The following is a 23337-nucleotide window of genomic DNA, read 5'->3' on the forward strand; positions in this document are numbered from 1 at the left end:
CCAAGCTATTTTGTCAGAGCGGAAAATCGTATGGTTGCGTTGCGTATATAATACCGGGCACGTGAGCAATGCCGCTGGCAACCAGATCTCTCACTCAGCCTGGCTAGATGTTGAGCTTGAGGTCTTCCGGCACTTACACACCTGACACAAGTGGAAGAATTGAGATAGTTATCAGTAATAGCAATCTTGTGATCGACCGAGGGCTTGGTGCCCTACGATTGTATCTGCGTCATATGAATTGTGTTTCCCGAACTGCTCGAAAAAGTGCATAGGCGCGCCTTATAGTGGTCGCCTACGAAAATTTCTCGATAATGTTGTGGCTGGGCTTATGTTGTTGTTGAGATTTCGAAGTCAAAACAATAGGGTTAGGCTACAAAATCAGTTCGCAACGCTCGGATCAAGCAATTGATTCCAAAGCCCACTTTATCGGAACAAGATGCCCGCGATTTTTGTCCATGTTTCTGACATCCACTTTGGTCAAGAGCGCGATGAACGCGTTCACATCCATTCGGATGTCAAGGCACAGTTGGTTGCCGATGCCTCCGAGTTCGTCGGTCGTTTGCCCGGTACGGTGGCGCACGGAATTCTGGTGACCGGTGACATCGCCTTTAGCGGTGTAAAAGAGCAATACGATGATGCTGGCGCTTGGCTCGATAGCCTTGCGCAAGGTATCGGCTGTCCTATCCACAGCATACAGGTCATTCCGGGAAATCATGACGTCGATCGTAAGAAATCATCCCTGAGCGCTAGCCATTTGCTTGACGTCATTCGCAAAGGTGGCGCCTCGGATTATGAGCGCGTTCTGGAAAACGATGTAGATCGCGCGTCACTCTTTGCCCGCTTCGAAGACTTTGGCCGGTTTTGTGAGGGCTACGATTGCGCGCTTGACGTACACGGTCGTTCCTCATCCAATCTTCGCGTTGAATTGGCTCCGGGGCGAACAATCCGTTTCATCCGGATGAACTCCTCGCTTCTGTGCACGGGCGATGAAAGCGATGAAGAGCCAGAATTGATGGTGGGTCACCGCCAGTTCATCATTCGCCCCACAAAAGGAGAGGAAACAATCGTTCTCCTTCACCACCCGCTTAATTGGTACAAGGACAGCGAAGACGCCAACACTTATCTGAGGAGTCGCGCACGCGTCCTGATCACCGGGCACGAACACGATCCAAAGGTGAAGGTAGAGGAAGTCGAGGACGGAAGTGACCTGCTCCTGCTCGCAGCTGGCGCAACAGTGCCGTTTAAATCCGACGACATTTATACGTTTACCTATAATATCATTGAATTTGATTGGGACTCGGCAGCCGACGCCCTCGTTGTTACGATCCATCCTCGCGCCTGGAATCCAAACCGGGCCCGTTTCGAGGCTGATGAAAAACGTCTCGGCGGAAAATGTCCGAGGTTCGTGCTAGGATCACCCAATTTCAAGAACAATGCTAGCCCGCAAACCTTACAGATTGACCAGAATTGCGCCGGTTCCACTGCAGACATCGAAGTGGAACCAGTCGTCGAAATTGTCGCCGCACAGGATTCAGATATGGAGCTGCCCGTGCCGCCCGAAGTCGAAGGATACCGTCTGCTGCTGCTGCGCTTTTTTCGCGATCTCACTGAAGCTGATCGTCTGCGAATGCTTGTCGAGCTGGGCGCATTCGAGGACAATTCGGAGGCGCGGGTAACACAAGCCATTGAGAGGCAACTTTTCGATTGGCTGGTGCGCAAAGGACGGATCGCGGACATAGAAGCTTCTATCCAAAGCATCCTGGACAAGAAAAGGGAGGACCATGCTGAATGAGCGACATAGCAACGCACATGCGGATCACCGGCTTACAAGTGACGAATGATGATGTCGATTCGCGCAGTGCAGCCGTCGCTGCCTTGAAAACCGCCTGGGGCAAAATCACCGCTACGGAAAACATCCTCAGTAAAGCAGCCGACGTTGCTAGCGCAATATCAGGCGATGGAGTCCCGAGCGTCGCATTGGGGACGGAGGTCCAAACTGCGATACAAAAGCGCGCTTCCGCATTCCTTTATAACGAACGTCCGTTTGACGTAGGCATTGTCGCCTCCAGCGCTGCTCTCGGGATTATGTCAGACGAACCTCATTTGTCAGGGTGGGTGATAGCAGACGTCTGGGCCGCTGCCCTTTGGTCCGTTCTTGGTTTTCAGCAACCGCTTGAAGATCCGAAGCGAGAGGCCCTTCGGGTTCAAATCCTCGAAACCGCAAGGATCAGAAGCACGTCCGGGTCAGAAGTTGCGCGTCGTCGCGTCGCCGTTGGCGAGTTCAAGAAAGTTGAACTCGTCGCGGGCGAGGAGGAAAAATTCTCGTCGGCTTTTGAAAAGGCCACGGCCTCGACTATTGATGCGCTTCGCCGGAACTCTGCGCTGGACCGCGAAGAGCTCGATTTTCTTTGGTGGTCGCTCCGAGGCCGTAGCCGGCTTTTGGGCAAGGCGTTTTCGGGAGCAGACGGAGTGGTCAGCGCGGTAGCCGCCGGAATCGAGGCCGCCTCTCAGCTGCGCCGGTTGCCTTGCGAAGTCCATCACGAGCTGGTTCTCGCGAAACTTACCAATAATCCCAAAGTTGATCTCGTCGAACTGCTCGCCAGAGTCGGTGAAGATCGGAGCGCCCTGGGCGATCCTTTCGCGGATGGATTTGTCGCCAGACACCCCTCGGTCTTTCCCTTACTTCACGCCCTTGCAACGGGAAATGCGAATTCCGACTACGCCGCGGTCAAACGATCGGCGGAAGAGTGGGCCGGACGGGGTCTGCTAGAGGCGGGATTGGAGACAGTGCTGAGAAACGGGCCGGCGAAAATATGAGCAATGCCTGTCAGTATGAGGGATGCACGGTCGGAGAGACCGGTCGCTGTGCTCTCGAAAATGATCCGGAAACCTGCGCAAACCGCACAGCCGTTCGAGGGGACGGCGACGATGCTACAGCCTCCCCTGACGGTTCTGAAAGCGGTATTGGCGCCCCGGTGCTGACTACACCAGAAGAATTGCCATCATTTCCCCCAAGCTCAACGCTGAAACCGGAGGTGATCGAGGCGATGATGGCAGGTCGTTACGTGACCGTCGTTGGTATTCTGGGGGATCCGGAAGCCGGGAAGACGGCTTGCCTGGCGAGCCTCTACCTGTTGTTGTCACATGCGCTGTTGGGCCGCTGGTCGTTTGCCGACAGTCGAAGCCTCATGGCATTTGAGGAGATTTCCCGCGGTGCCCGACGCTGGAACGAGGGGCAGACGCCCGACGAAATGACGGTGCATACAGAAATGGCTGACGAACGTCAGCCCGGTTTCTTGCACCTTCGACTTCGGAGAGCAGAAGATGGCAAATGCTTCGATCTAGCGCTACCAGATTTGCCCGGTGAATGGACGAAGACACTAATTCGATCCTCCCGAACCGATCGCCTCGAATTCGTCCGCTCCGCCGACGTGGTCTGGCTCGTAGCCGACGGGAGGATTTTGTCCAATCGAGAACTACGCCAGGGTGCCATAACCCGTCTTGGGCAGTTGGCGGGTCGCCTGCGATCGCTTATGAATGGCCAGTCTCCAAAGTTGCTGCTGGTCGTGACGCACCGTGATTTGGTCGAAGTCTCCGACGCTGTGCTAACCCGAATTCAGGCTGAATTTGGAAAGCACGGGCTTGAAGCGGAAGTTATCCCGATCGCGCCGTTTTCAGACGACGCAAAAATCGCACCGGGGTTCGGACTCAGCAATCTCATCTCGTCCACCCTTGAGCGGACGGTGGACCGGCCGGATTTCTGGCCACAGTCGCCTAACTCCTCGCGGGAAAGATCCTTTCTGAGCTATAGGCGGAACTCATGAACGATAAATCAATCATCCTGCTCGGAGGGCCGGACTCAGGTAAGACGAACTATGTGGGGCGGCTTTGGCATTCGCTTGACGCGAAAAACTGCCGCCTGATCGCAGCAGAGCAACCCTCTGAAATTGGATTTGTTCTCGACACGGCGGAGCATCTGTTTCAGGGACGATTTGCCCCTCGCAGCGAACATGCTGATGACCGCCGCGACTTCGAGGTCGTCGTCTGCTCTCCCGATGGAAGCGGCCGCGCCGCGATAGTGATACCAGACATCTCCGGTGAGCTTTGGCAAAATGCCGTCGCAAGTTCCGAGATCGCCTCCGACTGGATGGACGAGCTGATCCATGGGCATGGAGCGTTGCTATTTGTACGCGTGGGTTCTGACCTGGATGTCCGACCGCTGGATTGGGTCACATCGAGAAGCCTTCTCGCGAAACTGGGGGTCGAGGAAGACCGGGGGAAGCTTCCAACCCAAGTAATGCTTTGCGAACTCGTGCGATATCTTGAGCTGACCATGGCGAATGGACAAGATGGCAAGAGGCCAAAACTCTCCGTGATCGTCGCAGCTTGGGACAGAGTGGATCCGGTCACGTTCGAGCAGGGCCCGGTTGCCTACCTTGGCCGGGAATACCCGCTGCTTGCTGGCCGTCTATCGGACACGAAAAAGCTCGACGTCCAGGTCTTCGGCCTGAGCGTGGTCGGCGGTGACCTCGCGGTAGATCCGGAATTCCGCGATCGATTTCTCGAACATGGCCTGGATGACTACGGGTGGGTTGCGGTCTACGACACGGAAACTGGCGCGTGGCGGAAAGATGTGGATTTGACCCTTCCCATAGCGTGGGCCATCGGTGCCTAGCCGATGACAGAAACGTTCACCAGTCAATTGCATGGATATAAGCACGGACACCAACTCCTGAGCTCTTCTGCGAAAATTTCCAAGGGAGATCAGGCAGTCATTGATAGGCTTTCCGATGTCGCTGGCCCGCTGAGGCCCGGCGAAGCATTCGATCCGTATCTGACAGCTTATCCTTTGCCCAGCGGCGAGTTCTTCGTCCTCGCAAGGACCTGGCAGGACCTCTCGGTACCAAGAGCTGGATGCGTCAGAACGTTAAGCCTGGTCATTCCGATCGAGACATGGTCGTCATCGCCGACACTGAATGATTTCCTCGCCAGCCTTGCACTCTCCGAGATGCCAATGACTGCTACAAGCGGGACAGTCACTCACGCGCGCCACACGCCGCTGCCATCGGTTTCCGATTTCGCCGGAAACGAGTTACTTGAGGCAATTTTCTTGGAAGAAGCCAAGCCGGTCGCTATTTTCGATGCGCCTGAACCTGAGTTGATAACCGTGAGACTGCTAACAGCGCTATGGCCGACAATGCGGAAGCGATTTGCCGTCTGCACCTTTGCGCTGTCACCACGGAAAATCGAAGGTCGAAGTTTTGACCTCGTATTCGCTCCAAAGGATGCGCGTTCCCGGTTCGCAAAGTGGGAGGGTCGGCGCATTGATGCAAAAGGAGGGACAAGCACCCGTCACCGCTGGACCCGCTCCATTATCGACCGTGTGTTTCACGAACCGATTCCAAAGCTGTTAAGCGACCAGGAACTTCGTCTCGTCGGCTCCGAAGACAGTGGTAGCTCGTCCGCGCTCCGCATTGTTCTTCTCTGGGAGGAGTTGCACCAGAATCTGGAACGAACGCCTTCAGCTGCACTGGGACTATTGGATATCGCCAACTCAAGATCGGGTGCCGACCCCGGGGTCATTGCGTCCTTGCAGCCCGCCATCGCTGAAGCCGCCCATAGAGCTGTGTCGACCTTTCCAGCGACAGAAGCTTGGGAATTCATTGGTGCGCTTACAAAAAAAATGCGGGGATCGGCGTTTGCTTCTGCCCTCCCGGCAATCGGCGATGCGGCTGGCGATCTTGCCGCAAAATCGCCAGCCGGGGCTATTGCGTTGGTCGAGCAACCTGACGCACAAGGTGCCCTTTCGGCAATTGTACCGCAAATTGCCAACGGTCTTCGTGTGGGCTTCGGCGACGCGACTGAACATGCGCTTATTCAAGCTCATCCGCTGGCTCTTTCGCGTCTCCTTTCGTCCAGCGTGGATCTCGCTGCGACGCTCGCCAGCAGCGCACCAATGATTAGACGCATCGCTGAAATATTGCCGCAACTTCCACCAGATAGTTTCGATGCCGTCAAGGAAGCGCTGCTCCCTGCTCTCGTACAGGATTTTCAACGCGAAGCCTTCCTACCACTGGTCGCATCGCTCTCAACCGAAGAACTTCTCGAGGAAGCACGCCACCTCGCAGCAGTCAGCATGTTTGCTGCAGAGAGTTTTATCCCCGTATTGAGCAATCGAGCTCATGAGCTTGGCGCCGATCGACGCTTGCGCGACTTGCTTGTCACCTTTGACGCGTCGCAAGGGCGTGACCAGCTTTTGGCCGCGGGCTTGGAGCCGACAGAAGAAGATGTCGATTGGTTGCTCGATGAGCAATCTATAGGTCCCAAGTTGAAAGAACATCTGTTTTTGGAGTTGTTGCGGCGAGCCACAACAAATGAATTTGCATCCTTGTTTCGCAATGATCACTCGGCAGAGGAATTTGTTCGCAGCATTCCAGACAGCGCTTCGGACATCCTGTTGCGGGCAGCCGGCGAGATCTGGTTGCCGCTATCGGTGCATCTGGATGTTGTTTCACGGCTTCTTCCTATGGTCTCGAAGCATCAAGCGCGCGACCTTCTATGGCGGGTCATCGAACGATGCCTTCGGGAGGAGTCTTTGGAGAATGGGCCAACCACAATCGCTCACTTACTCGACCTTCTTGGGGAAAAGCTGGACGGAAGCCGCCTGGCTAAAGCCGGGTTGGGCCAAGACCTTCCGCCTCGGCTTTTCAACCGGAATATGGTTGCCTTTGGCGCAACTGCTGAAAAGGCGCGTAATCGCCTCCTTCATGCCATTGATGATATTGCTCGCGTTCTTTCCGAGCGATATTCGCTCGATATGGATCGCGGTGCCGGGATTGCTTGCGCACAGCTATTTTCTGACGCAGAATCTCTAGATCGCGGATCCCATCTACGCGCATCTGGCAGGCTCTTGCCTACCTTGTTGAGATCCGGGGGATCGCCGGTCTCGCCCGTGATCGCTGCGACATTTCCGGCTGTGTATCGTGAGCTGGCTAAGGAAGATGACGTGCCAGATCTACTCCGGTTCATCCCGTTTTTTGATTGGGACAGATGTAAATCTGCAAGACGGGAACTTGTAGACGCTTTTCTTAGGTCTCGCACTTGGTCGCCGGGCGATCTGGCATTGACCGCCTTTCTTGCAGGAGACCTCCAGAGATTACTTAGACGCGTCGCGAAAGATGATGAAGGTGGACAGTATATCAAGCGGCTAAGCCACGAGATCCCTCGCCTCCCCTTGCATGCCCGCAGTGACATCACACGAGCTGTCTCCAATTTGTATGAAGACTGGCCGGCGAAATATGATTGGCGAGATTGATGATTTTCGGCCTTGTCGCAAATTCTTCAGGTTAACTCGATGTTGACCATGGGGAGAGAAGTTGCCGCTCCTGATATTGCGGAGCGAGCCGATGATTTTGAATACCATTGCCGAAAAGCTGAAGCGCCAGTCGAAGGATGATTTCAAGGGCAGGCATTTCGAGGCCTGGCTGATTGTACAGGCGGTTGCCTGGTACTTGCGCTACCCGCTCAGCTATCGTGACTTGGAAGAGATGTTTCGCGAGCGGGGCTTCGAGGTCGATCATAGCACGATCAACCGCTGGGTATTGGCTTATGCACCTGTCATCGAGAAACGGCGGCGGCAGTTTCGTCGACCCCATTGCGGCTCGGTCCGGATTGATGAGACCTATGTCAAGATCCGCGGCAAATGGCGCTATCCTTAAGGTGGCGGGCGCAGGGAGGATGCGAAGCTAGACGAGGATGTGATGCGGCTACTTGTGCTGGAAGATGACGAGATCCTGCTGGACGGCTTGAAGGTCGGGCTGCAGATGTGCGGCTTTACGGTGGACGCCGTGACATCGGTTGCCGACGCCGACGCGGCCATCGAGGCCGACCGCTTCGACGCGATCATACTCGACCTCATGCTCCCTGACGGATCAGGCCTCGATGTGCTGTCGCGGATGCGCCGCTCCGGCGATCGCACGCCGGTTCTCCTCCTGACGGCAAAGGACGAGGTCGCGGATCGCATCACTGGACTGGATTCGGGGGCAGACGACTATCTCGGCAAGCCATTCGATCTCGACGAGGTTGCGGCCCGTCTGCGCGCCATCGTCCGCCGTGGACACGGCCGTGCGGCCGGGCTTCTCGAGTGGAAGGACGTCAGCCTCGACCCAGCACGCATGTCCGCATCGCGTGACGAGATCACGATCTCCCTTTCCCGACGGGAGTTCGTGATCCTCCAGGCGTTGATGGAGACGCCGGGCGTCATCCTGTCGCGGTCGAACCTCGAGGAGAAGCTTTATGGGTGGCAGGAGGAAATCGAGAGCAATACCGTCGAGGTTCACATCCACAAGCTGCGATCCAAGCTCGGTGCGTCGTTCATCGAGACCGTGCGGGGCGCGGGCTACCGGTTGAGGACATCGCAATGAATTCGATACGGATCAGACTGTTTGTGATCCTGCTGGCCACGACCGGCGCCGTCTGGCTTCTCGCCGCGGCCTGGATCTACGCAAGCACACAAGCCGAAGTCGAGCGGGTGCTGGACGCCCGTTTGATGGAAGCGGCACGCATGGTGAGCTCGCTCATCACGGATCACCGGATCGAGCCGTCTGCGGCGGTAGACGCTGCAATCGCGAATGCTCCGCCTCCACCGTTCAAGCAAGCTGACGGCAGCTACAGCCGCCAGCTCTCCTGCCAGATCTGGTCGCTTCAGGGCAGCCTCGTCAGCCGCTCCGAGAGTGCGCCCGAAACTTCGCTTGCCAGCCACACGGATGGCTTCGAAGAAACTGAGATCGACGGAGAACGGTGGCGTGTCTACGCGGTCGTCAACCCGACGCTCGGCGTTCGTGTTCTGGTCGGCGACAGCCTTGAGATACGGGACCGACTCATCGGCGACGTCATCAAGGGGCTTCTTGTTCCCGGCATCGTCATCCTCCCCGTCTTGGCGGTGTTGATCTGGGTCAGCGTCGGCCGCGGTCTTGCCCCACTGACGCGCATTGCCGAGGGACTTGCCGGGCGTTCCGCATCTGAACTCCATCCGATCGATGACGGAACCGTGCCGCGGGAAGTGCGGCCGGTCATTCGAGCGCTGAACAGCCTGTTCGGCCGGGTGGCCGAAGCGCGTGACCGGGAGCAGAGCTTTACCGCCTATGCTGCGCATGAACTGAAGACGCCGCTTGCTGGTCTCAAGACCCAGGCGCAGATCGCTCTCAGGACCGACGATTCCACGATCCAGCGCGAGGCCCTCTCCCGCATCTCCACAAGTGTCGACCGAACCAGCCGGATGGTCCGTCAGCTTATCGATCTTGCCGCCGTCGATGCGTCGCAGGGCGCCGCCAAGGATGAGCCAGTCGACGTTGCAGTACTTGTTGGCGAGATCGCTTCGGAACTGGAGACGCAGCTAGCGGCCAACGAGGTTCACGTCGCGATGGAGCACGCAGATCGAACCCCGCAGCCGGCAGTTCTTGAGGCCGACAGAATCCTCCTGCGTCTGGCGATCCGAAACCTGCTCGAGAACGCAATTCAGCACTCGCCGAAGGGTGCAGTGGTCAGGTGCCGGGTCAGCGAAAGTCAAAGCGAGGTCGTTGTCGAGATCCTGGACCAGGGGCCGGGGATTCCTGTTGCCGACGAGGCGCGGGTGACGGAACGCTTTTTCAGAGGGTCGAAGGCCTCTGGTCATGGAAGCGGCCTCGGATTGTCGATCGTCCAGATGGCGCTCGATCGTCTCGGCGGCAACCTGACGTTTGAGAGAGGCGGTACATGGTTCGTCGCGAGAGCCTCCTTCCCAATCTGACCGCCTCAGACGCGCGTCCAGTTGAAGCACCCGGCTGGGAAGATGGAGTTGCTGATCAGGATCGCACCATGTTTGTAGAACAGCTTCACATCGCCTCCAGCAGACATGTCGACGGCCCAGACCATGTCGGACGCATCGGACCACAGGAGGCGCCCGCCGCTTGCTTCGAGCCCTTGCATCGCCCGTGCGGCGGTGGAGCCAGGGCCGAATACGATCATGATAGGTCCCTCATTTGGCGCGGGTAGCGCGGCGAGAGGCCCGGCGATCAGAACTGCCAAGGCCAGTCCGACCGGCCCTTTCGAAATCCGGCGCCCGTCGCCTCTCATGCCGTTCCGGCGCAAGTAGGCGCCCAGGGCGAGAGGCACTAGGCCGAAAACGACGAACCAAAGGAGATCCCAGAACATGCGGTTTTCCACGTCCATACGGATCCGGTGGATTCCGAGTATCCAGTGGGAAAGAACGCTGTCGAGAATGTGCCAGACGCCGAAGCCGATCAACGCGCTTGCGAAGAGGAGTCTGTCTGCTCCGCGGGCAGCAAAAGAGTGTCTCGACCGCCACAGCAGCCAAAGCCCCGCCGCGGCGACCACGTACATCAGCGCGTGGAAAAGTCCGTCTGTCAGGATCAGTACGCGAATGTCTTGACGTGCTTCTTCGACCCCACTTAGGAGATGATGCCATTGGAGGATCTGGTGGAGCAGTATTCCGTCGAAGAAGCCGCCCAGTCCGAAACCAAGCGCATAACCCGCCCATATTAGTGTCGCGGGGAAGCCCTGCTTGTCACTTTCGTTCGGTCTGATGGCTGCCGTCATGCCCCGCCTCACCTGATCCCGACGGCTCGCAGGACAGTATCGAGCTTGTTGCCGCCCTTGACGTCGAAATCACCTTTGAGCGCCTTCAACGCATAGCGCTCCTGATTGATCTCCTCCGCCGTTCGGAAGCCCAGCCGGCGCAGGATCGGAAGCGGAGGGCACCAGCCTTGCATGGCGTGCTGGAAGAGGAAGCCAGTCACGATCGCCGGGAGTGCAAGCCATCGCCTGTCGACCGTCGCCGCCAGCATGGTTCCCGTGAATGCCAAGGTGGAAGCATTCGCCTCGAGCGTTCGCTCGATGTCCCATTCGCGATCGAGTTCTTCCAGCCGGGTCGGGATCTGGTCGGGGTGGGTTTCGTAGTAGGCGAGCCTTTTCTCCATCTCCCAGCGAAGATGTCGGTTAATCTCAGTGGGTGTCTGGGCGCTGACTCGGTTTGCTGTCGTGGCCATGGTTTTAGCCTCCTCTGCGCGGGAACCACGAGGTGAACACAAAGTTCCGTCACCGACCTTGAACCCCAATTGTTATATAATATATTATAACGTATACCGATATAACCACGGAGCCAGTCATGCCTGTAACCAGAGTATCCGAGAAGCTTTCGGTCTCGTCCCAGCCAAGCGCCGAAGACATCCGCTCGCTGCACGAAAACGGGTTCGCAACGCTTATCAACAACCGGCCGGATGGCGAAGAGTCCGGACAGCCGGGAACAGAGGCCGAAGCTCAGGAAGCAAAGCACTGCAACCTGTCCTATGCCTTCATTCCGGTAACCGGAGCCACCATCACCGAGGCGGACGTGCGCGCATTCCAGCGCGCGGTGGATGAATCTGAAGGCCCCGTCTTCGCCCACTGCAAGACCGGCACCCGGTCGCTGATCCTCTACCTCATCGGAGAAGTCCTTGACGGTCGCATGTCTGCCGACGAGGTGGTCGAGTTCGGAGGCAGCCGCGGCTTCGACACCGGCGCCGCCGACGCATGGCTTCAGAAGCACGCCGAACGCAGGCCGCAGGTGAAGGGCTTCTTCGACAAGCGCACCTGGAGCGTCCAGTACGTGGTCTCGGATCCGGATACGGGGAAGTGCGCCATCATCGATCCTGTGCTCGATTTCGACGAGAAGGCCGGCGCGACGGCAACTATCAACGCCGACGCCATCCTCGACTACGTCCGCAAGGAGGGGCTCACCGTCGAGTGGATTCTCGACACCCATCCCCATGCCGACCACTTCTCCGCCGCTCACTATCTGAAGGAGAAGACTGGCGCGCAGACGGCGATCGGCGAGCGCGTCGTGGATGTCCAGAAGCTGTGGAAGGGCATCTACAACTGGCCTGAGCTTGCCACCGACGGCTCGCAGTGGGACCGGCTGTTCGCCCACGGCGAGACCTTCAAGGTCGGATCGATCGATGCGAAGGTGATGTTCTCGCCTGGACATACGCTCGCTTCCATCACCTATGTGATCGGCGACGCCGCCTTCGTCCACGACACGCTCTTCATGCCGGACAGCGGCACGGCACGCGCCGACTTTCCGGGCGGCGACGCCCGCATCCTTTGGAAGTCAATCCAGGACATCCTCGCGCTACCGGACGAAACGCGGATCTTCACGGGCCACGATTATCAGCCGGACGGCCGGGCACCGCGTTGGGAAAGCACGGTGGCCCAACAGAAGAATTCCAACCCGCATCTGGCCGACGTGACGGAAGAAGAGTTCGTGGCGCTGAGGACGAAGCGCGACAAGACGCTGCCGATGCCGAAGCTCATCCTCCATGCCCTGCAGGTGAATATCCGCGGCGGCCGCCTGCCGGAGCCGGAAGCGAACGGCAAGCGCTACCTCAAGTTTCCGCTCGATGCCCTGCAGGGAGCAGCATGGGAATGAGTGCCGACCTGAAAGCTATGTTGAAGGCGGGACTTTCGACAGCCGAGATGGCGAGCCGGGCGGGGGAGGTGGCAAACCTCCTGAAGACGCTGTCCCATCCGGCGCGCCTGATGATCGTCTGCACGCTCGTTGAGGGCAGCTACTCGGTGGGCGAGCTTGAAGAGAAGCTCGACCTCCACCAGCCTCATCTGTCGCAGCACCTGACGGTTTTGCGCGGCTCCGGCATTGTCGAGACCCGGCGGGACGGCAAGCAGATCTTCTATTCCCTGACGGAGGAGAAGGCCGCGCAACTGGTTGCCGCCCTCTATGACATCTTTTGCGTGAAGGAAGGCAAATGAACACCTATCTCCCATCATTGGCCGGCGGCATGCTGATCGGCGCATCTGCCGTCATGCTACTGCTCCTCACTGGGCGAATCGCTGGCATCAGCGGGATCGTCGGCCGTCTCGCCCAGGGCTTCGGCCTGACCACCAACCTCGCCTTCGTGGTTGGCCTGCTGCTCGGACCGCTCGCCTACCTGTCAATCTTCGACGGCTGGCCGACAGTGGAGATCACGGTAGGGTGGCCGCTGATCGTTATCGCCGGTCTGCTCGTCGGCTTCGGCTCGCGCATGGGATCCGGCTGCACCAGCGGCCACGGCGTCCTCGGCCTGGCGCGCCTGTCTCCGCGATCCATGGCTGCGGTCGCGACATTCCTCACTTCCGGCGCAGTGGCCGTCACAGTTCTGAGGAGTTTCGGACTATGAACAGGAACATCTACCAGTTCGGAGCCGCTCTCGCCTCCGGCATCGTCTTCGGCTTCGGCCTGTCCCTCTCCGGAATGCTGAACCCGGCCCGCGTCCAGGGCTTCCTCGACGTCTTCGGCGCCTGGGATCCGAGCCTTGCCTTCGTCCTCGGCGGCGCCGTCGTCGTCGCGTTCATCGGCGTGCAGGTGATGAAGCGGATGCGCCATCCCGCCTTCGACGACAGCTTCCATGTCCCCACGAGCCGCAGGATCGACGCACCGCTGATAATAGGGTCGGCCCTCTTCGGCCTCGGCTGGGGGATCGGCGGCTTCTGCCCCGGCCCGGCGGTCGCTTCCTTGTCGATCGGCATCCCACAGACGGCCCTGTTCGTTGTCGCCATGCTGGTCGGAATGACCTTGCATGACAGGGTGTGGAGCAGACGGACATGAGCGCCTCTATCCTTACGGCGGTCGGCTCCGGCGGGATCGTCGGCTTCATGCTCGGCCTGCTTGGTGGCGGTGGGTCAATCCTGGCGACGCCGCTGCTCCTCTACGTCGTCGGCGTCACGCAGCCGCACATTGCCATTGGAACAGGGGCGCTTGCGGTTTCGGTCAACGCCTTCGCGAACTTTACTAGCCACGCGATAAAGGGTCACGTCTGGTGGCGCTGCGCGGCGGTCTTTTCGGCGCTCGGCGTCGTCGGCGCACTTGCAGGCTCGAGCCTCGGCAAGGCCATGGATGGCGATCGGCTGATCTTCCTGTTCGGCATCCTCATGGTCGTCGTCGGCGTCCTGATGTTGAAGTCCAGGAAACCGGCATCGGCCGAATGCCGCCCGGTGGACCTCAGGATGTGCCTCGTCACAGCGGCCGTCGCGCTCGCCGCCGGTGCCGCTTCCGGCTTCTTCGGCATCGGCGGGGGCTTCCTGATCGTTCCAGGCCTGATGCTGGCGACGGGCATGCCGATGATCAACGCGATCGGCACCTCGCTCCTCTCCGTCGGCGTGTTCGGCCTCGCCACCGCCCTGAACTATGCCGCCTCCGGCTTGGTGGACTGGTTGCTTGCCGTTGAGTTCATTGGCGGCGGCATAGTCGGCGGCGTACTTGGCATGCTGCTCGCTACACGCCTGAGCGCCTACAAGAACATCCTCAACCGCCTGTTCGCGGCCCTCGTACTCGTGGTGGCGGCCTACATCCTCTATCGGAACTGGGGGACCTTCTGGACCGGCTGAGGCAGCAGCGCATCCCATAGCTGCAACTCCTGTCCTATTCACAATGGCCGCTGCCTTCAGCCTGCCTTAAGGTGAGCAGGTCAAGCGAGGGCTTTTGAAGGAACCAAAATGCGCCTCATCGTTCTCACCTACCTCAGACCTGCCCTGATGCTGTTCGCAGCGCTGCTGTTTGGTTTCGCGCCACAGATCGCCGCAGCCGAGGATAGTCCCCAGCCCAAAGAGTATCCCCGGATCCTGAAGGCGATCGAGCAACAGGGACTGACAATCCTCGGAGAGATGAAGGTACCAGGCGGTTTGAGAGCATTCGCCGCAAAAGCTGGCGCGCAACCTCTGACAATCTACCTCACCCCGGATGGCGAACATGTTGTCGTCGGCACACTTGTCGACGAGGCAGGACAGGACATGGCGGAAGCCCAGCTCAAGGAAATGGTGGAGGCGCCGATCCCGGAAGAGGGATGGGAAAAGCTGGAGGGGTCGACGTGGGTCCAAGATGGAAGGCCAGACGCGCCGAGGACCGTTTACGTGTTTACGGATCCCAACTGCCCCTATTGCCACCAGTTCTGGACGGCTGCCAGGCCCTGGGTCGAGTCGGGCAAGGTACAACTCCGACATGTCATGGTCGGCGTGATCAGACAGGATTCCCCAGCCAAGGCGGCTGCTATTCTTGAGGCCAAGTCTCCTGAGGAGGCGCTGGCTGAAAACGAACATAAGTACGGGGACGGCGGCATAGTCCCTTTGGAAACGATCAGCCCGGCAGTGGCAGAAAAGCTCGAGCACAATGCCACTCTGATGACCGAGCTTGGCTTCTCTGGGACCCCTGCGATTGTCTTCAGGAAAGCGGATGGTAGCATCGGGCAGATGGGTGGTCTGCCCCAGGATGCCGCACTCGAGATGATTCTTGGTCCGAAATAGCTCAGAATGCGATAGGCTCTTCTATGTCTGCAAAGGTGCGAGAGGCGTCTTCCGCTTCGCGCCAATAGCGGCCATCAAAGCTGAGAAACACGGGGTGCCGCTTGACTGAATGCAGTGCGAATGGCGGGCCCGCCCTACGCGGGCCCTCTATTCGTGATCGTGCCTGATTGTGGGAAGTTCAGCGAGTTCAGGCGACCTGCTTGTCAGACTCAATCTGGAGCGGCCGGGCCGCCGTCCCATTGCCTATCTCGATTCGCCGGGGCTTCATCGCCTCCGGCACTTCCTGCTTTAGGACAATTCGCAGGAGACCGTCGGAGAGCGACGCCGTCTCGACGTGAACATGGTCAGCCAGTTCGAAGCGACGCTCGAACGACTGTCCGCCAATGCCCCGATGTAGGTACTCCCCTTCCTTCTTCTCTGCTTTCGACCCTTTGATGATCAGGACGTTGCGCTCCTGGGTCACGTCGAGATCGCTCTGGCTGAAGCCTGCGACTGCCATGGTGATCGCATACTCGTCATCGCCAAGCTTGACGATGTCGTAGGGTGGCCAGAGGTCAACCGCCTGCAGGCGCTGCGCGTTATTGAGAAGGTTGAACACACGGTCGAAGCCAATGCTGGACCGGTAGAGGGGTGCGAAATCAAGTTCCGTTCTCATTACCATATCCTCCGTAAAGCAACATGGATTGGAGACGCCACCGAAAACCTGCGTCTCCGGCCTATCGGCCCCTACTAAGGCTGCCGATGCAATGAATCTGGTTGGCGAAAAATGCCTGTTCAAGAACCTGGGAGGAAATTTTTCGCCGCCGCGTAATCCCGCTCTGGTATGGGGCAATCAGCTACCCGCCAACCTGGCTTGCTGTGCAGTAAGCGCCTGCGTTCGCTCCCGTCGACATATACGGTTTCCCTATCAGATTTAGTGACCTGAGTGGTGTTCCGACTTGAACGGAAGGACGCGGCAAACCACATCGATAATCGGCGTTGGCCACAGCGCCTTCCTTGTTGATCACAAACAGAATCAGTGAGGTGGAAATGATCTCGAAGCTCTTTGATCGTCCGGTGTATCTGAAGGAACAAAAGAACCTCGTCCGCGAGATTACGGCCGTGGAGGAGGCGATTGATTATCTGGAGGATTGGCCAGAACGGGAACGGGACCTGATCCATGAGGCGGCCTTGAGGACCTGCTACATGGCACATGACGGTTTGAAACCTCTTCGGGCAGCACGCGATGCGATACGCTCTTTTGCTAAGAAGAAGGGCATCCTTGCCAAGGAACCTGCTGTGAAGCCTTGGATGATCAGGCCTGTTGGCGGTAGCGGCAGGGCATCGCTCTAACCCGTTGAGGCGAGAGGTTGGAGATGCTGCCTCTCGCCTTCATCAAGGCCACATGGGCGCAGAGTCGGCTTCGCTTCTTCCCGCCGCCGCTCTGCAACGGGCGCGGACCTCCGACCACACATCGATAAGGTAACGTGGCAGGTACACACATTCATCTGAGTGACGGCCTTGACCTTCCCACGTTGGAAGCACCAGCATCGGCAGCCTGGCAATCGATGCCAAGCGACCACCGACCATAATGGCACCCGAACATTGATAAAGATCAAGGTGCGTAATGGGAGGCGTGGCATGGTGAGATGACGGAGGATCGACAATGCGCACGTTAGCACAGAGAGCGTTGGTATGGAGGCTGCTCGCGGCACTCCTTGCTGTTGCTCTCATGTTCAGTGCGCCGGTTACGCATGCGGCTCCCCAGACCTGCCTGGACGGACACCACCAGATGGTGGACGATGATCCGGGCGACGAGAATTCCAAGGCCCAGCATTCTCCCAAACAGAACTGTTGCAGCGTCATCTGCGTCTTCTGCCTCGCAGTCGTTGCACAACCAGCAGGATCGGCGCACTCGGTCCTGCTTCTGGCTAGGGTCTTGGATGTCGCTGACGATGTCGCAGGCCACGACCCGTCTCCTAGCTTCGAACCCCCTCGATCCATTGGTTGATGAACTGCTCGCCGCTGGCGGGCCATTCCCACCATTGGGCCGATCACGGCCAAGAAGATCGAGAGAACGTCATGTTTCGTCGTCAATTTCTGAAGACGCTCGCCGTCAGTGCGGCAGCTATTTCACCCCTTGCACAGAAGTCCTGGGCGCTCACTAGCACAGGATTGCAGTCACCCATCGAACTCGCAGTCACCAAGCGCTCCATTGAAGTGAATGGCCGATCCGCCAGCGTCTTCGGTCTTGTTCAGGGCAATGGACGGAGCGGCCTCGTCCTGGATGCGGAAGACGGCTTCAATGTCATCCTGTCCAACACCACGGATGAAGCGACGCTCATTCACTGGCATGGGCTTACCCCTCCATGGGAGCTGGACGGTGTCCCCGACAATCCGGCAGCGCTCCTCACTGCAGGAGAGAAACGGCACTACCAGTTCGATCTCGCAGGCGGCGGCACCCACTGGATGCACGCCCATACACTACAGGAACAAAGCCTGTTGGCGGCACCGCTGATCGTGCGGACGGCGGAGGACCGCGCTCGTGACGAGCAGGACGTCGTCATCCTTCTTCACGACTTCTCTTTCAAGTCGCCGGAGGAATTGCTGGCGGAACTGCAGCAAGGTTCCGCAATGGGCGGCGGACACGGTGGCGGCTCGATGCCGATGGATCACGGGAGCATGATGTCCAACATGGCGCAAATGCACGGCGGCGGCATGCCCATGGGTGGCATGGCGATGGGCGGCATGGGCATGATGGACCTGAACGACATCGAGTATGATGCGTACCTCGCCAATGACCGCACGCTGGACGATCCGGAGATCGTGCAGGTCGAGAAGGGTGGCCGCGTTCGGCTACGCATCATCAATGGTGCAACGGCGACCGCCTTCACCATCGACACGGGAACCGTCGTGGGAAGTCTGGCCGCCGTCGATGGCATGGCCATCGAGCCCGTCACCGGCACCCGCTTCCCGATCAGCATGGGCCAGCGGTTGGATATCGTACTGCAACTCCCGCTGGGCACCGCGTCACTTCCGATCCTTGCCTTACGCGAAGGCTCCGAGGAGCAGACAGGCGTCATCCTCGCAACGGCGGACGCGACCATTTCGAAGGTTGCCACAAAAGCTTCTTCCGCCGGACCGGTCCTCGACCTTTCACTGGAGGCGATCCTCAAAGCGACGTCACCTCTGGACGAGCGGCCCGCAACGAAGACCTATCCTCTGATCCTCTCCGGCAGCATGACCGGCTACTCATGGGGGATCAGCGGCGATGCGATGGCCGTCAATCCTGATGACAGGGTCCGCCTCGTCATGCGCAACATGTCGATGATGACACACCCGATGCACCTTCACGGACACCATTTCCAGGTGGTCGGCATCAACGGACAAGGCATGCGGGGAGCCGTGAGGGATACGGTTCATGTTCCTCCCATGGCAGAGGTTGCTATCGAGTTCGATGCGAGCAACCCGGGCCGCTGGCCGTTCCACTGCCACCACCTCTACCACATGGCGGCAGGGATGATGTCCTTCGTGTCCTATAATCGCGCGATCTGATCGGAGAGCGGAGATGAAGCACGAACATCACGGCCATCATGCTCACGATGATCATCATAAAGAGCATGACCATGAGCACCACCATCAGGTGGCAGAGAAGCAAGTACCTCCTCCGGGCATGGTGGGGGAAGGCGTCATCTACACCTGCCCGATGCATCCGCAGGTGAGGCAGATCGGCCCCGGCAACTGCCCGATCTGCGGCATGGCACTGGAGCCGGAAGTGGCGACCCTGGGTACGGGTCCAAGTCCGGAACTGTTGGACATGAGCCGACGGTTCTGGATTGGCCTCGTCCTCAGCATCCCGGTCCTTGCCTTGGAGATGGGTGGCCATCTCACGAACCTCCACATGATACTGGGGCCACAGACGTCGAACTGGCTGCAGATGGTACTCGCGACACCGGTTGTCCTCTGGGCGGGCTGGCCGTTCTTTGAACGGGGTTGGAAGTCCCTGGTGACCCGTCATTTGAACATGTTCACCCTGATTGCGATGGGGACGGGTGCCGCCTGGATTTACAGCGTCGTTGCAACGGTTGCGCCAGGCGTCTTTCCCGACACGTTCCGCGCGGAAGAAGGTTCAGTCGCCGTCTACTTCGAGGCGGCCGCCGTCATCACCGTCCTGGTCCTGCTCGGGCAGGTTCTGGAACTGAGGGCACGCGAGCAGACAGGCGGGGCGATCCGCGCGCTTCTCGATCTGGCACCAAAAACGGCGCGTCGGGTTCTTGCGGATGGGACGGACGAGGATGTCGGTCTTGACGCCGTGGCCGTCGGCGACCGCCTCCGGGTTCGACCGGGAGAGAAAGTTCCTGTTGATGGTGTGCTTCTGGAGGGCCGCAGCTCTGTGGACGAATCCATGATCACCGGCGAGTCGATGCCGGTCACCAAGGAGGTCGGGTCGACGCTCATCGGCGGCACCATGAACCAGACCGGCGGCTTCATCATGGAGGCAGGCAAGGTCGGACGCGACACGATGCTCTCCCAGATTGTTCGCATGGTCGCGGACGCCCAACGCTCTCGCGCACCCATCCAGCGCCTCGCAGATGAGGTCTCGGGATGGTTCGTTCCGGTCGTCATCGTGGTTGCGCTCGTCGCCTTTGCCGCCTGGATGATCTATGGGCCTGAGCCTCGCTTCGCCCACGGCCTGGTGGCAGCCGTCGCCGTTCTTATCATTGCCTGCCCCTGTGCCCTGGGGCTTGCGACACCTATGTCGATCATGGTCGGTGTCGGTCGGGGAGCTAGTCTCGGCGTACTGATCAAGAACGCGGAGGCACTGGAGCGCTTCGAAAAGGTCGACACGCTCGTGGTCGACAAGACCGGAACCCTGACAGAGGGACGGCCCAAGGTCACGGCCATTGCACCAGCGGAAGGCATCTCCGAAGACGAGCTGCTGCGGCTGGCCGCGACGGTCGAACGCTCAAGCGAACATCCGCTGGCGCTCGCGATTGTCAATGCGGCGGGTGAGCGTAGCATCGCCCTGGGAGATGCCATCGATTTCGACAGCCCTGTGGGCAAGGGAGTGACGGGGACGGTCGATGGAAAGCGGCTGATCCTCGGCAGTCACCGCATCATGGGGGAAGAGGGTGTCGACGTCAGCGCCATGACCGCGAAGGCGGAAGAGCTGCGCAACGAAGGCGCTACCGTCATATTCACCGCCATCGATGGCAGGCTGGCAGGTCTGTTTGCTATCGCCGATCCCATCAAGCCGACGACACCGGATGCGGTGAAGGCGCTTGTCGAAGACGGTGTTCGGGTCGTGATGCTGACGGGCGACAACAAGACGACCGCTCATGCCGTCGCGCGTCGCCTTGGGATTACTGAGGTGGAGGCGGAAGTCCTGCCCGAGGACAAGAGCAAGATCGTCTCGCGCCTGCGCAGTGAAGGCAGGATCGTCGCCATGGCGGGCGATGGTGTGAATGATGCTCCCGCGCTTGCGGCGGCCGATGTCGGCGTGGCTATGGGAACGGGAACCGACGTCGCCATCGAAAGCGCGGGCGTCACCCTCCTGAAGGGAGACCTGCAGGGCATTGTCCGGGCACGGCAGATGAGCCGCGCCACGATGAGCAACATCAGGCAGAACCTCTTCTTCGCCTTCATCTACAATGCTGCAGGCGTGCCTGTCGCGGCGGGCGTCCTCTACCCTGTCTTTGGTCTGCTGCTCTCACCGATCATCGCGGCGGCGGCAATGGCATTGTCTTCGGTCAGTGTGATCGCCAACTCTCTCAGGTTGAGGAGCATGAAGATATGACGGTCAACCGCACGCTCCTGCTGATGGGCGCATCCCTGGCCCTGATCCTGGTGTTCTACATCCTTCGTGAGCACTGGGGGCACGTTCTGGGCTACGCCCCCTACCTGATCCTGCTGGCCTGCCCACTGATGCACCTGTTTCATCGACATGGCGGTCACGGCCACAAGGATCACCGGTCGTGACCTACCAGCGGTCGGCATCGAGCACTGTAGCCTTGTCGGCATTGGCCGAACGGGTTTTCGAGTTGCTCGACAATCCGGCCTTCCTCGGTGCGCACATGGAAGAGCCCTCGGTCATGATGCTGGGGGCTTCCATGAAGTACGACTTGGACGAAGCGGAAGGACGTTCCGTGGGCTCCGTCATTAGGATGAGGGGGTCGATACTCGGTCTGGCGCTCTCCGTGGAGGAAGTCGTGACGGAACGGCATCCTCCGCTCTCAAAGACTTGGGAGACGCGCGGAACGGTGCGTCTCCTCGTCATCGGTTCCTACCGTATGGGATTCAGGATCAGTCCCGCCAGATCGGGATGCAGCCTGAACGTCAGGATCGAGTACAACCTGCCCACCCATCTCCCCGATAGGCTGCTGGGGCGCTTGCTGGGCGGGTTCTACGCCAACTGGTGCGTGACGAAGATGACCGCCGGAGCAATTGCGCATTTCCGCTCTGTTCAGCCGACGCCGTAACTCCGGAGCCGACACTGCAGGCGATCACGAAGATGCGAGCGAGGCTTCTATTTGCGGCATCGCAAGGATGCTCCGACGGACGCAGTGTCCAATAATAGGCAACGCAGACATAAATAGCAGGACCAGAATTATGACCAGTAGAACACTCTTCCGCGCCGCCGTCGCCGTCGCACTCCTGTCGGCGACGGCAATGCCGGTGCTGGCCGACGCCACCCACAACCATCCGGCGGCGAACGGGACCGCTGCCGCTCCCCTCGATATCGTACGGGCGGCGACAGACCTTGCTCCGCCAGTAGGTGCGAGGGGACCGGAAACGATCAAGGTGAAGCTCGACACGGTCGAAGTTACTGGCAGCCTGGCGGACGGCGCGACCTACCACTACTGGACCTTCAACAAGAAGGTTCCGGGCCCCTTCGTCCGAGCAAGAGTCGGCGACACCGTCGAAGTTGAACTGACCAACCTTGCCGATAGCAGTGAACGCCACAGCGTCGACTTCCATGCGGTCACGGGACCGGGAGGCGGAGCGGAGGCGACGGACGCCGCACCCGGCGAGACCAAGGGCTTCACCTTCAAAGCAATGAAGCCCGGCCTTTACGTTTACCACTGCGCCGTACCGCTTGCGGCACACCACATTGCCAACGGCATGTACGGGTTGATCCTGGTGGAACCGGAAGGTGGTCTTCCTCCGGTGGACCGCGAATTCTACGTGATGCAGGGCGAGGTTTACACGGAGCAGGCCTATGGCACGAAGGGCAAACTCACTGAGAGCATCGACAGGCTGATGGACGAGACGCCGGAATACTATGTGTTCAACGGCGCGGCCAACGCACTGACCGGCGACGATGCGCTGACCGCGAAAGTCGGCGAGACTGTCCGCATCTACTTCGGTGTCGGCGGCCCCAACAAGACGTCGAGCTTCCACGTGATCGGCGAAATCTTCGACAAGGTGTATCAGCTCGCGTCGCTGACGACGGAGCCGCTGACCGACGTGCAGACCATCACGGTTCCGCCCGGCGGAGCTGCGGTGGTCGACATGACGATGGACGTTCCCGGTGAGTACGTGCTGGTGGACCATGCTCTGTCACGGGCAGCGCGTGGTCTGGTGGGCAAGCTCGTCGTCGACGGAAACGAGCAGACGGAAATCTTCCAAGCAGCAACGACACGCACTGCCCAGGCGGAACACGGTAAACACGAGACACACTGATCGACGGCGCAGGTGGCGGGGTGCTAACAACATTTCCTGCCTCCTGCGCTTGAACGCTTCGAAGAAGGTGGTCGGAGATAGTCACGCGTCGCGCTAGCCGCCGCACTGGTAGTAACCTGAATATCCCACGCGCAGGCTCTCACCAATCGCGAATACCATGTCGGCTTCCACCTTCTCTTCCGCTTGGACATCATCGGCGGAGAGAGTGACGCTGATGGGCCCAGAGGTCAGGACGAGGTTGCCGTCCCCGCCTGGCTGCAGTTCCACTAGGTGTGATTAAGCATGGAATAAGGACCCCGCAAATGGGGTGATCGGCATCCAAACGGGACCCCCATCTGTGATGGGGCT

Annotated in this window: 22 protein-coding genes and 2 pseudogenes; 20 read left to right on the top strand and 4 right to left on the bottom strand. The window is 59.4% G+C overall.

Annotated elements, in window-relative coordinates; genetic code table 11:
- Positions 1-436: 436 nt before the first annotated feature.
- The 8 genes and pseudogenes from AKG12_RS22760 (at position 437) to AKG12_RS22795 (ending at position 9787) form a co-directional block, all read left to right on the top strand.
- Positions 437-1792, top strand: coding sequence for a metallophosphoesterase (locus AKG12_RS22760; RefSeq protein ID WP_052820520.1), 1356 nt, complete (start codon positions 437-439; stop codon positions 1790-1792).
- Positions 1789-2817, top strand: coding sequence for a GTPase-associated system all-helical protein GASH (locus tag AKG12_RS22765; RefSeq protein ID WP_052820521.1), 1029 nt, complete (start codon positions 1789-1791; stop codon positions 2815-2817). The genes AKG12_RS22760 and AKG12_RS22765 overlap by 4 nt, the downstream gene beginning before the upstream one ends.
- Positions 2814-3824, top strand: a complete 1011-nt coding sequence (locus AKG12_RS22770; RefSeq protein ID WP_052820522.1) for a TRAFAC clade GTPase domain-containing protein — start codon at positions 2814-2816, stop codon at positions 3822-3824. The genes AKG12_RS22765 and AKG12_RS22770 overlap by 4 nt, the downstream gene beginning before the upstream one ends.
- Positions 3821-4675: a TRAFAC clade GTPase domain-containing protein gene (locus AKG12_RS22775; RefSeq protein ID WP_052820523.1), complete on the top strand. Its 855-nt coding sequence runs from the start codon at positions 3821-3823 to the stop codon at positions 4673-4675. The genes AKG12_RS22770 and AKG12_RS22775 overlap by 4 nt, the downstream gene beginning before the upstream one ends.
- A gap of 3 nt (positions 4676-4678) precedes the next feature.
- Positions 4679-4981, top strand: a pseudogene (locus AKG12_RS31425) (GAP1-N1 domain-containing protein); the annotation flags it as partial.
- Between the two features lie 2425 nt (positions 4982-7406).
- Positions 7407-7712, top strand: a pseudogene (locus AKG12_RS22785) (transposase domain-containing protein); the annotation flags it as partial.
- Between the two features lie 48 nt (positions 7713-7760).
- Positions 7761-8423, top strand: a complete 663-nt coding sequence (locus tag AKG12_RS22790; RefSeq protein ID WP_052820525.1) for a response regulator — start codon at positions 7761-7763, stop codon at positions 8421-8423.
- Positions 8420-9787, top strand: coding sequence for an ATP-binding protein (locus AKG12_RS22795; protein WP_052820526.1), 1368 nt, complete (start codon positions 8420-8422; stop codon positions 9785-9787). The genes AKG12_RS22790 and AKG12_RS22795 overlap by 4 nt, the downstream gene beginning before the upstream one ends.
- 5 nt (positions 9788-9792) lie before the next feature.
- Here AKG12_RS22795 and AKG12_RS22800 read toward each other — a convergent pair whose 3' ends face one another.
- Both AKG12_RS22800 and AKG12_RS22805 read right to left on the bottom strand, forming a co-directional pair.
- Entirely contained in the window at positions 9793-10596 is an 804-nt protein-coding gene (locus AKG12_RS22800) for a DUF2243 domain-containing protein (RefSeq protein ID WP_052820527.1), read from the bottom strand.
- A gap of 8 nt (positions 10597-10604) precedes the next feature.
- Entirely contained in the window at positions 10605-11045 is a 441-nt protein-coding gene (locus tag AKG12_RS22805; RefSeq protein WP_052820528.1) for a hypothetical protein, read from the bottom strand.
- 119 nt (positions 11046-11164) lie between these two features.
- Between AKG12_RS22805 and blh the strand changes: the two genes are divergently transcribed.
- The 6 genes from blh (at position 11165) to dsbG (ending at position 15327) form a co-directional block, all read left to right on the top strand.
- Positions 11165-12463: a bifunctional sulfur transferase/dioxygenase Blh gene (blh, locus tag AKG12_RS22810; protein WP_052820529.1), complete on the top strand. Its 1299-nt coding sequence runs from the start codon at positions 11165-11167 to the stop codon at positions 12461-12463.
- Positions 12454-12801, top strand: a complete 348-nt coding sequence (bigR, locus tag AKG12_RS22815; protein WP_107341307.1) for a sulfite-sensing transcriptional repressor BigR — start codon at positions 12454-12456, stop codon at positions 12799-12801. The genes blh and bigR overlap by 10 nt, the downstream gene beginning before the upstream one ends.
- Complete coding sequence (locus AKG12_RS22820; protein ID WP_052820531.1) at positions 12798-13208, top strand: YeeE/YedE family protein; 411 nt, start codon at positions 12798-12800, stop codon at positions 13206-13208. Before bigR ends, AKG12_RS22820 begins: the two co-directional genes overlap by 4 nt.
- Positions 13205-13636 carry a YeeE/YedE family protein gene (locus tag AKG12_RS22825; protein WP_052820532.1) on the top strand — a complete coding sequence of 144 codons (432 nt, stop codon included), beginning with the start codon at positions 13205-13207 and terminating at the stop codon, positions 13634-13636. The genes AKG12_RS22820 and AKG12_RS22825 overlap by 4 nt, the downstream gene beginning before the upstream one ends.
- Positions 13633-14415: a sulfite exporter TauE/SafE family protein gene (locus AKG12_RS22830; protein ID WP_153423400.1), complete on the top strand. Its 783-nt coding sequence runs from the start codon at positions 13633-13635 to the stop codon at positions 14413-14415. The genes AKG12_RS22825 and AKG12_RS22830 overlap by 4 nt, the downstream gene beginning before the upstream one ends.
- Before the next feature lie 108 nt (positions 14416-14523).
- Positions 14524-15327, top strand: coding sequence for a thiol:disulfide interchange protein DsbG (dsbG, locus tag AKG12_RS22835; RefSeq protein WP_197283341.1), 804 nt, complete (start codon positions 14524-14526; stop codon positions 15325-15327).
- Between the two features lie 187 nt (positions 15328-15514).
- Here dsbG and AKG12_RS22840 read toward each other — a convergent pair whose 3' ends face one another.
- Positions 15515-15982 (bottom strand): Hsp20 family protein, encoded by a 468-nt coding sequence (locus tag AKG12_RS22840; protein ID WP_052820534.1) that lies wholly within the window; start codon positions 15980-15982, stop codon positions 15515-15517.
- A 374-nt stretch (positions 15983-16356) separates the two neighbouring features.
- Between AKG12_RS22840 and AKG12_RS22845 the strand changes: the two genes are divergently transcribed.
- From AKG12_RS22845 to nirK, 6 genes are all read left to right on the top strand, one after another.
- Complete coding sequence (locus tag AKG12_RS22845) at positions 16357-16659, top strand: DUF982 domain-containing protein (protein WP_052820535.1); 303 nt, start codon at positions 16357-16359, stop codon at positions 16657-16659.
- A 729-nt stretch (positions 16660-17388) separates the two neighbouring features.
- Positions 17389-18861: a multicopper oxidase family protein gene (locus AKG12_RS22855; protein ID WP_052820537.1), complete on the top strand. Its 1473-nt coding sequence runs from the start codon at positions 17389-17391 to the stop codon at positions 18859-18861.
- Positions 18862-18979: 118 nt separating this feature from the next.
- Positions 18980-21103 carry a copper-transporting P-type ATPase gene (locus tag AKG12_RS22860; RefSeq protein WP_225341565.1) on the top strand — a complete coding sequence of 708 codons (2124 nt, stop codon included), beginning with the start codon at positions 18980-18982 and terminating at the stop codon, positions 21101-21103.
- Positions 21100-21285 carry a DUF2933 domain-containing protein gene (locus AKG12_RS22865; protein WP_052820539.1) on the top strand — a complete coding sequence of 62 codons (186 nt, stop codon included), beginning with the start codon at positions 21100-21102 and terminating at the stop codon, positions 21283-21285. Before AKG12_RS22860 ends, AKG12_RS22865 begins: the two co-directional genes overlap by 4 nt.
- Complete coding sequence (locus AKG12_RS22870) at positions 21282-21785, top strand: polyketide cyclase (RefSeq protein ID WP_052820540.1); 504 nt, start codon at positions 21282-21284, stop codon at positions 21783-21785. The genes AKG12_RS22865 and AKG12_RS22870 overlap by 4 nt, the downstream gene beginning before the upstream one ends.
- 130 nt (positions 21786-21915) lie before the next feature.
- Positions 21916-22989 carry a copper-containing nitrite reductase gene (gene nirK, locus AKG12_RS22875; protein ID WP_052820541.1) on the top strand — a complete coding sequence of 358 codons (1074 nt, stop codon included), beginning with the start codon at positions 21916-21918 and terminating at the stop codon, positions 22987-22989.
- A gap of 93 nt (positions 22990-23082) precedes the next feature.
- On the opposite strand, the gene AKG12_RS31430 is transcribed toward nirK, so the two are convergent.
- The gene (locus AKG12_RS31430) at positions 23083-23256 is read right to left on the bottom strand and encodes a DUF6692 family protein (RefSeq protein WP_502688813.1); all 174 of its coding nucleotides are present in this window, start codon (positions 23254-23256) and stop codon (positions 23083-23085) included.
- Between the last annotated feature and the right edge of the window lie 81 nt (positions 23257-23337).

It is taken from the genome of Agrobacterium sp. SUL3 (assembly GCF_001263295.1).
Classification (GTDB): domain Bacteria; phylum Pseudomonadota; class Alphaproteobacteria; order Rhizobiales; family Rhizobiaceae; genus Agrobacterium; species Agrobacterium tomkonis.